Source organism: Streptomyces longispororuber (assembly GCF_014656095.1).
GTDB classification, from domain to species: domain Bacteria; phylum Actinomycetota; class Actinomycetes; order Streptomycetales; family Streptomycetaceae; genus Streptomyces; species Streptomyces longispororuber.
Genome location: NZ_BNBT01000123.1, coordinates 19,082 through 27,018, shown reverse-complemented (window position 1 = coordinate 27,018; position 7,937 = coordinate 19,082). Strand labels below are relative to the sequence as shown.

At 75.8% G+C, this 7,937-nt stretch carries 8 protein-coding genes; 2 read left to right on the top strand and 6 right to left on the bottom strand.

Going from position 1 to position 7,937, the window contains the following annotated elements:
* Positions 1-59 precede the first annotated feature (59 nt).
* On the bottom strand, positions 60-632 hold the full coding sequence (locus IE330_RS28745; RefSeq protein ID WP_190139071.1) for a MarR family winged helix-turn-helix transcriptional regulator: 573 nt from the start codon (positions 630-632) through the stop codon (positions 60-62).
* A gap of 231 nt (positions 633-863) precedes the next feature.
* Here IE330_RS28745 and IE330_RS28740 point away from each other — a divergent pair, with 231 nt between their 5' ends.
* On the top strand, positions 864-1,640 hold the full coding sequence (locus tag IE330_RS28740) for an SDR family NAD(P)-dependent oxidoreductase (RefSeq protein ID WP_190139069.1): 777 nt from the start codon (positions 864-866) through the stop codon (positions 1,638-1,640).
* 227 nt (positions 1,641-1,867) lie between these two features.
* A complete protein-coding gene (locus tag IE330_RS28735; protein ID WP_190139068.1) occupies positions 1,868-3,328 on the top strand; it encodes a hypothetical protein in 1,461 nt (486 codons plus the stop codon).
* A gap of 34 nt (positions 3,329-3,362) precedes the next feature.
* Here the strand turns inward: IE330_RS28735 and IE330_RS28730 are convergent, their stop codons facing one another.
* Genes IE330_RS28730 through IE330_RS28710 form a run of 5 tightly spaced genes read right to left on the bottom strand, consistent with a single transcriptional unit; the run spans position 3,363 to position 7,932 of the window.
* On the bottom strand, positions 3,363-4,301 hold the full coding sequence (locus IE330_RS28730; RefSeq protein WP_190139067.1) for a 3-hydroxyacyl-CoA dehydrogenase family protein: 939 nt from the start codon (positions 4,299-4,301) through the stop codon (positions 3,363-3,365).
* 26 nt (positions 4,302-4,327) lie between these two features.
* Positions 4,328-5,422, bottom strand: coding sequence for an HAD-IIIC family phosphatase (locus IE330_RS28725; RefSeq protein ID WP_190139066.1), 1,095 nt, complete (start codon positions 5,420-5,422; stop codon positions 4,328-4,330).
* Positions 5,419-6,606, bottom strand: a complete 1,188-nt coding sequence (locus tag IE330_RS28720; RefSeq protein WP_229926004.1) for an acyl-CoA dehydrogenase family protein — start codon at positions 6,604-6,606, stop codon at positions 5,419-5,421. The genes IE330_RS28725 and IE330_RS28720 overlap by 4 nt, the downstream gene beginning before the upstream one ends.
* Positions 6,603-6,887: an acyl carrier protein gene (locus tag IE330_RS28715; RefSeq protein WP_190139065.1), complete on the bottom strand. Its 285-nt coding sequence runs from the start codon at positions 6,885-6,887 to the stop codon at positions 6,603-6,605. Before IE330_RS28715 ends, IE330_RS28720 begins: the two co-directional genes overlap by 4 nt.
* A 49-nt stretch (positions 6,888-6,936) precedes the next feature.
* Positions 6,937-7,932 (bottom strand): 3-oxoacyl-[acyl-carrier-protein] synthase III C-terminal domain-containing protein, encoded by a 996-nt coding sequence (locus IE330_RS28710; protein WP_190139064.1) that lies wholly within the window; start codon positions 7,930-7,932, stop codon positions 6,937-6,939.
* Positions 7,933-7,937: the final 5 nt, after the last annotated feature.

Below are 7,937 nucleotides of genomic sequence, written 5' to 3'. Positions count from 1 at the left end.
GGCCCGGGGGCGGCCGCCCGCCCCCGGGCCGCGCCGGGCCCGGGCCGCCGCGGCCGGTGTCAGACGTGGCCCACCTGGCCGAGCCCGTGGTCGCCGACGCGGCGCTGCACGTCCTCCAGCAGGACGCGCAGCAACCCCGCCAACTGGGCCTGCTGCTCGGGGGTCAGCGAGCCGATCAACTCGGCGTCCCGGTGGAGCACTTGGTCCACCGTCGCCTCCACGAGGTCGTGCCCGGCCCCGGTCAGCGTGACCAGTACCGCGCGGGAGCGGTCCGCCGCGGGGCGGCGGGACACCAGGCCCTCGCGTTCGGCGCGGGCGACGCGCTGGGACACGGCACCCGCCGTCACCAGGCAACGGCGCCCGATCTCCCGGGTGTTGAGGGTGTACGGCGGTCCGCTGCGGCGCAGCACGCTCAGCAGGTCAAGCGTGGCGGTGTCGACACCGGCGCGGGACAGGACGGCGCGCCGGTCGTCACCGAAGAGCTTGGCCAACTGCCAGATGGGCGTGACGATCCCGATCGAGTCGACCGGTGTCCCGGGGCGTTCGCGCTGCCAGGCCTCGGCGATGGTCCGGGCGGTGTCCTCGGGGGCGGACGCGTCCCGCGGGGCGGAGGTGGCCTCCGGGGCGGACATGACCCCCGGGGCGGAGGTGACCTCCGAGGTGGAGGTGTCCCCCGAGCCGGAGGTGGCCCCGGGGCCGGAGGTACCCCCCGAGCCGGAGGCGGGCGCCCCCGTCCCGCCCCTGCGCGCCGCGGTCGCGCCAAGGCCCCGCTCCTCCTGTGGCTCCCTTGTCACCGGCGGCTCCCTCGTACTACGTTTAGCCCTAAATTTAGGCCTATACGACCCTGATACGGAGCTCAGCATATGGCACGCACCATCCTGGTCACCGGTGGCGGCACGGGCATCGGCCGGGCCGTCGCGCTCCACTTCGCCGGACAGGGGGACGAGGTGATCGTCACCGGCCGCCGCCCCGGCCCGCTGGAGCGGCTGGCCGAGGAGGCGGGCGTCCGCGCCCTGATCTGCGACCACACGCGGCCGGAGGACCTCGTCCGGCTCATCGACGCCCTCCCGCCGCGACTGGACGTCCTGGTCAACAACGCGGGCGGCAACACCGACTTCGACCCCGACGGCGACTCGGGTCCCGCCCCCGAGGCCGACACCGGCTCCGGCGGCGGCTCCGGCCCCGACGGCAAGGCGCACCTGGAGGCCTACGCCCGCGGCTTCCGCGCCAACCTCGACGCCAACCTGCTCAGCGCCGCGCTCACCACCGAGGCCGTGCGGCACCGCCTGGCCGAGGGCGGCGCCGTCGTGCACATCGGCTCCATCGCCGCCGACCAGGGAGGCTCCTACGGCGCGGCCAAGGCGGGCCTCGCCACCTGGAACATCGGCCTGGCGGCGGACCTCGGCGCGCGCGGCGTCACCGCCAACGTGGTCGCCCCGGGCTACATCGCCGACACGGAGTTCTTCCGGGACAAGCTCTCCGCCGGGCGGCGGGACCAGCTCGTGGCCGCCACCGCCACCGGCCGCCCGGGCACCCCCGACGACGTCGCCGGAGCCGTCGCCTTCCTCGCCTCCCCCGCGGCCCGCCACGTCACCGGCCAGGTCCTGAACGTGAACGGCGGTGCCAGGGCGACCCGTTGAGCCAGGTCCCGGCCCCGTCCACCGCCGGCGGACGCCCTCCGCGACGGCGGTGGCCCGCCGTACTCCCCGACGAACCCCGCGTAAGGCGGCACGGCGCGGGCACCCGGCAAGCACGCGACGCGCGCACCAGCGCCACGAGGTGAGGGACCGGCGCACGCGTCCGGCGTCGCGGTGCGGGACCGGAGCCTCCGCCCGCACACGGCTTCGCGAATCGGCTGGGGGGACGTATGCCGGAAGCAGGGGAGAAGGCCGGGCGAAAGCTGCCCATGTGGATCGTCGGCTTCGACGCCGACGCGGCCGCACCGGACGAGGAACAGGCGGACCGGCTGGTGCGCGCGGTGCGCGCGGCGGAGGTGCGCCACCTGATCGTCCTCGCCCACGCCGCCCACAACGACGAGGAGACGGCGGACCGCGTCCACGACCGCTGGCGCGCCCTGCTGGAGGAGGCGGGCTGCGGCGAGGGCGTCGGCCTGGTGGCGGTGCGCTGGCCGGGCATGTGCTTCGCACCGGCCGAGGAGGGCCACCGACCCCGGGTCACGGACGCCGACCTCGCGGCACTGCGGCGCGTCTTCCCGGGAGGCGACAAGGTCCTGACCGGGCTGCGCGACCTGCTGGACGCGCGGCCCCAGAAGAACGGCGCCCTGGACGACCTCGGCATCGGCCTGCGGCGGCTGTCCGAACAGCCCCTGGACGACCCGCTGCACGCCTACGGCACCGACCTCGGCGCCGACGTCCTGCCGCAGACCGACCCGGCCATGCTCATCGACAGCCCCGCCCAGGTGTGCGAGGGGTTCGCCGAGGCGCTGGAGTGGGCCCAGGAGGAGACCGCCCGGGTGGAGGAGCGCGAGCCGGAGCGCTTCGAGGAGCCGGACGGCTCCGAGGCACACGACGTCTCGGAGCACGGCACCCTCACGGAGACCGACACCCCGGGGCCGCGGCCCCCCGACGACCCCACCGAGTGCCTGGAGCGGCCCGAGTCGCTCGCCCCCAGCGAACGCCCGCTGCGCGCCGCGGAAAGCGGACCCGAGCTCGCACGGAAGTGGGACGGCGCGCACCAACTCCTGTGCCAGGTCACGTCGTACGCGGTCCGCAGGCACGCCGGGCTCATCGGCGAGCGCGGCCTCGCCCCGCTGCTGCGCCACCTGCGCGCGGAACTGCCCGACACGCGGCTCCACCTCGTCGGCCACGGCCCGGGCGCGCGCCTGGTGGCGTACGCCGCGCGGGGCCTCGACACCGACGAGCCGCCGATCGCCTCGCTCTGCCTGTTCCAGGCGGCGGTCTCGCACTTCGCCTTCGCCGACCACCTGCCCCAGCTCAGCGGCGGGGGAGCGCTGGCCGGGCTCGACGGCCGGGTCGCCGGGCCCGTGGTGTGCACCTACTCGCACCACGACCTGGAACTCGGCCTGTTCTTCCCGCTGGCCTGCCGCAGGATCGGCGACGGCGCCCTGCTGTCCGGCGCGGGCCGGATGTGGGGAGCGCTCGGCTACGACGGCGTCCAGGGGATCGACGGCAGCCCCACCCTCACCCTCGCCGACGCGCTCACCGAGGGCGCGCTGCCCGACACCGGTTACGTCAGCGTCGACGCCTCGGAGGTCGTCCGCGAGGGCGGCCCCCCACAGGGCGCCCACCACGACGTCCACCACCCCCACCTCGCCCACCTGATCCGCACGGCGGGACGCCTGCCCTGAACGACGGGCCGGGTCGCGCGGCGGCCCGCCTGGGTCACCTCCCCCGGGCCACCCCCTTCTCCGCCCCCCGGTAGCGGTGGAAGCCCCGGCCGGTCTTGCGGCCGAGGTGGCCCGCGGTGACCAGGCGGCGTAGTTCCTCGCAGGGGTGGAAGCGCTCGTCGCCGGTGCATTCGAGGAGGACGTACAGGGTGTCCACGATGGTGTCGAGGCCGATGAGGTCGCCGGTGGCCAGGGGGCCCATGGTGTGGCCGAAGCACTGCTCGAAGATCCGGTCGACCGTCGCCGGGTCGGCGGTGCCCTGCTGGACCACGGTGGCGGCCTCGTTGACCGTGAGCATCAGGACCCGGTTGGAGACGAAGCCGGGACCGTCGGCGACCACGATGCCCTGTTTGCCGAGGCCCGCGAGCAGGGCGAGGGCCGTGTCCAGGGTCGCCTCGGACGTCCGGGGGCCGCGGACCACCTCCACGGCCTCCTTCATCGGCGCCGGGTTCATGAAGTGCATGCCGAGCACCCGCTCCGGCCGCCTCGTGCGCGCGGCGAGCCGCTCGACCGGGATGGCCGACGTGCCCGTCGCGAGGACCGCGTCGGGCGGGCACACCTGGTCCAGGTCGCGGAACAGCTTCTCCTTCAGCGGGATGCGCTCCGGCGCGCAGTCGACGACGAACCGCGCGCCGGCCAGGTCCTCCAGGCGCGCGGTCCAGGCGACCGCCGCCAGGGCCCGGTCCATCGGGACGGCCCCGGGCGCCTTGCGGACCATCCTGGCCAGCCTGATGCCGTCGCGGAGCCGCGCCGGGGCGGTGGCGAGGGCGCTCTCCCCGGGGTCGACGGCCACCACCCGGTGACCGGCCTCGGCGAGGCACTGGGCGATGCCCACGCCCATCGTCCCGGCGCCGACCACGCCGATGACGCCCTTCTCCACGCCGGTGCCGGTGTTCTCGGTGCCGTCGGTGTCGTCGGTGTCGTCGTGGTGCATGGGAGCCTTCCTCCTCGCGGCGCCGGTCACGCGGTGACCACCCGTACCGGATGGCTGCGGGCGGGCGGCGGCTGGTTCGGGTCGACGGCCAGGGTCATCCGGTCCCCGGCGTCCTCCACCACCGCGAAGCCGCTGAAGCGGAGCGTGACCAGCATCTGCCGGTTGACGCCGGTGGGGACGAACTCCGCGACCGGGCGGCGGCCCGCGGCCAGGGACCGGGTGACGATGTGGTCGATGAGCACCGCGCCGACGCCGCGGGACATCACCCGGCAGGACATCAGCAGCAGTTCGAGGACGGTCGCGTCGTCCCGCAGCGCGGTCACCGCGAGCCCGATGGTGCCGTAGGAGCCGAAGCGGTCCGTGAGCGAGGCGACGAGCACCTCGTGCCCGGGGTCCTCGCACAGGCGGCGCAGCTCGTCCAGGTCGAAGGTGCGGCCGGTGGTGTTGAGCTGGTGCGTGCGCACGGTCAGCTCGTGCGCGCGGGCGAGGTCGGCCCCGGTGGCCCGCCGGACCGTGAGGACCAGGTCGAGCGAGGCCAGGAACTCCGCGGGCGGGCCGGTGTGCCCGGCCTCGGCTGCCTTGCGCCGCCGCTCGGTGCGGTAGAGCCGGCGCCGCTGCGCCGACTCGTCCGTCAGGAACTCCGGCGTGAACTCCGGGTACGAGAGCAGCAGTTCGGCCTCGTGGGCCGGGTAGCAGCGGACGTCCGGCAGCGCGGCGGCCACCTCGGCCCGCTCCACCGCGTCGTTGTCGAGGAACGCGACCGTGTCGAGCCCGATGTTCAGCTCGGTGGCGATCCGCTCGACGGCCCCGGACTTGGCGCCCCAGCCCACCTCCAGGACGGTGAAGAGGGCGTCGAGCCCGTGCGCGGCCAGGTGGGCCGCGGCGACGTCGTACTCGCCGCGGCTGGCCACCGCGTGCAGGATGCCGCGCCGGTCGAGGGCGCGTAAGGTCCGCACCGCGGCCGCGAAGGGCACCGGCGCGTCGCCCTCCAGTACGACGCCGTCCCACAGGGTGTCGTCCAGGTCCCAGACCAGGCACTTCACCGTCGGCTGCGGGGCCCGCGCCGCGGGAGGCGGCTCGGCCGCGGTTCCCTCGCGCGGCCCGCGGGTCTGTGCGTTCACCGGGGTTCCCCCTCTCGCTCCGGCCGCCACCGGGCCGGCCCGTGACCGTGGGCCCGCAGCAGGTGGTCGGCGATGTGCAGCTCGGACACCTGCGCCGAGCCCTCGATGATCTCCATGACCTTGGCGTCCCGGTAGCAGCGGCCCACCAGGCTGTCGGGGGCGCAGCCGGCCGCGCCCATCACCTGCACCGCGCTGCCCGCCACCGAGGTGGCGGCGCGGGCGGCGGCGTACTTGGCGGCGACGGTCTCCACCACGGCGTCCGGGTCGACGGCCGCCCGCATCCGCGCGGCCCGCAGGCACAGCTCCCGGGCGGCCCGGCCGTCCACCGCCGCGCGCCCGAGGAGCGCCCGCACCTGCTGGTGCCCGGCGAGGGCCACCCCGCCCTGCGTACGCCGCACGGCGTGCTCGGCGGCCGCGCCCAGACACGCCTCGGCCATCCCGACGCAGCCCCAGGCCACCGTGAACCGCCCGTGGTCGAGCGCGGTGCCCACCACGTGCGACAGGCCGAACCCGGGCGGAGCGACCAGGTTCTCGCTCGGTACGCGCACGCCGTCGAACCGCACGTGCGCCACCTGGGCCGCGCGCAGCCCGAGCTGGCCGCGCACCGGCTCGCACCGCACCCCGGGCCGGTCCGCCTCGACGAGCGCCACGACGGGCCGCCCGTCCGTGCCGTCCGCGCCACCCGTGCGGCCCAGGACCAGGTACACGTCCGCGATCTCGCCGAAGGTGATCCAGCGCTTGCCGCCGGTCACCGTGTACGCGTCGCCGTGCGGCTCGACCTCCGTGGTGACGGCGGCGAGGTCGCTGCCCGCCTCCGTCTCCGTCGCGGCGAAGGCGGCCAGCACCTCGCCCCGGGCGAGCGCGGGCAGCCACCGCTCGCGCTGCCCGGCGGTGCCCCAGCGCAGCAGGGCCGCGCCCACCATGCCCTGCACGGTGACGAGGCCGCGCAGCGAGCCGCACACCCCGCCGAGCCGGGCACAGACCTCGCCGAGCTGGGCGGGCGTGGCGCCGAGCCCGCCGTGGCGGGGCGGCAGGTCCGCGTCGAGCAGCCCCTCGCGGGCGGCCTCCCGGCGCACCTCGGCGGGCAGTTCGCCGCGCGCGTCCCAGGCGGCGGCGTCCCCGCGCACCGCGTCGGCGAACCGGGCCCCCAGGGCCGTGAGGTCCACCGCGGTGGTGCCGTTCACGCCGCCGCGCCGCGGCCGGCGGTCTTCACCAGGACGAAGTCCCGCAGCCGGCCGAGGGTGCGGAAGTGGTCCAGGTCGAGGTCGTCGACGGTGACCTCGACGCCGTACCGCTGCTCGACGAAGTTCACCAGCTCGATCGCGAACAGGGAGTTGACCAGGCCGAGGGCGAAGTAGTCCTCGTCCTGCCCCAGTGCGCGGCCGAGGTGGCCGGACAGGTACGCGTGCAGTTCCTCGGTCACGGACGCCACGTCGGCGGCGCCCGTCCCGTTCGGTGTGTCCATGCGGACCCTTCTCTCTCGCGAATGGCTCACGGGGTGGCTCACGGGTGGCTCACAGGTAGTGGGTCGTGGCGCCCTCGCCCGCCTCCACGAGCAGCAGGCTCCACGCGGCGACCGGACTCGCGCTGAGCAGCACCGCGCGCTGCCCCTCGGCCAGGCCGCCGCGGTCGAGCTCCGTCCGCAAGTTCAGCAGGACGTCGTTCGGGCCGAGGTGCCCGTACCGGCGGAGGTTGTCGGCGCACGTCGGGCTGATCTTGACGTCGAGGGCCTCCTCGGTGAACCGGAAGGTGCCCTCGGAGAGGTTGTGGCTGAGGTGGCAGGAGATGTCCTCGGTGGTCAGGTGGTTGCGGGTGAGGAGGCGCTCGTACAGCTCGCGCAGCCGGATGCGGGACTCCACGGCGAGCCGGAAGGAGTACTGCGGGATGTCGCGGCACTCCTCGCGCCACCGCGCGGTGGGCCGGTCCCGGTACTCGACGCGGAACAGGTCCCAGTGGTCGCCGTTGGTCTCCTGGACGATGTCGAGGACGCGGACCGGGCCGCGGCGGCCGAGCACCGCCGCGGCGCCGCCGTCGCCGCTGACCGTCACCGGGTGGCGGTAGCGCAGCGGGGTGGGCGGTTTGCTGCCGTGCACGACCAGGACGTTGTCCAGGTCCCCGTCGGCGGCGAGCAGGCCCCGGGCCGTGAGCAGCGCCGGGGTGAGGGAGACGCAGCCGAGCCCGCCCACCGAGAACGTCAGCGCGCGCTCCGCCCCGAGCGCCGCCTGGAGCCGGGTGGCCGCCGAGCTCATCAGCGTCTCGGGGACGCGCGCGTCGACGAGGACGAGCGCGCCGACCTCGGCGGCGGTGAGCCGCGCCTCCGCGAGGGCCTGCCGGGCCGCGCGCAGGGCCAGGTCGAACGAGGTCAGCGACTCGTCCGCGCGGACCTCGTCGATCCCGAGCCGCGCGCAGGTCTCCCGCTCGCCCTCCGTGAGCTCCGCGAGCCCCGGCAGCTCCGCGACCGGAAGGACCTGGTCCGGCTGGTGGCAGGCGACCGCCTTGACCGCCGTCACCGGGG

What these genes read in the sequence shown, in the direction of transcription:
- IE330_RS28745 (WP_190139071.1), bottom strand. Translation starts at nt 632, where the DNA reads ATGTCCGCCCCGGAGGCCACCTCCGCCCCGCGGGACGCGTCCGCCCCC.
- IE330_RS28740 (WP_190139069.1), top strand. Translation starts at nt 864, where the DNA reads ATGGCACGCACCATCCTGGTCACCGGTGGCGGCACGGGCATCGGCCGG.
- IE330_RS28735 (WP_190139068.1), top strand. Translation starts at nt 1,868, where the DNA reads ATGCCGGAAGCAGGGGAGAAGGCCGGGCGAAAGCTGCCCATGTGGATC.
- IE330_RS28730 (WP_190139067.1), bottom strand. Translation starts at nt 4,301, where the DNA reads ATGCACCACGACGACACCGACGACACCGACGGCACCGAGAACACCGGC.
- IE330_RS28715 (WP_190139065.1), bottom strand. Translation starts at nt 6,887, where the DNA reads ATGGACACACCGAACGGGACGGGCGCCGCCGACGTGGCGTCCGTGACC.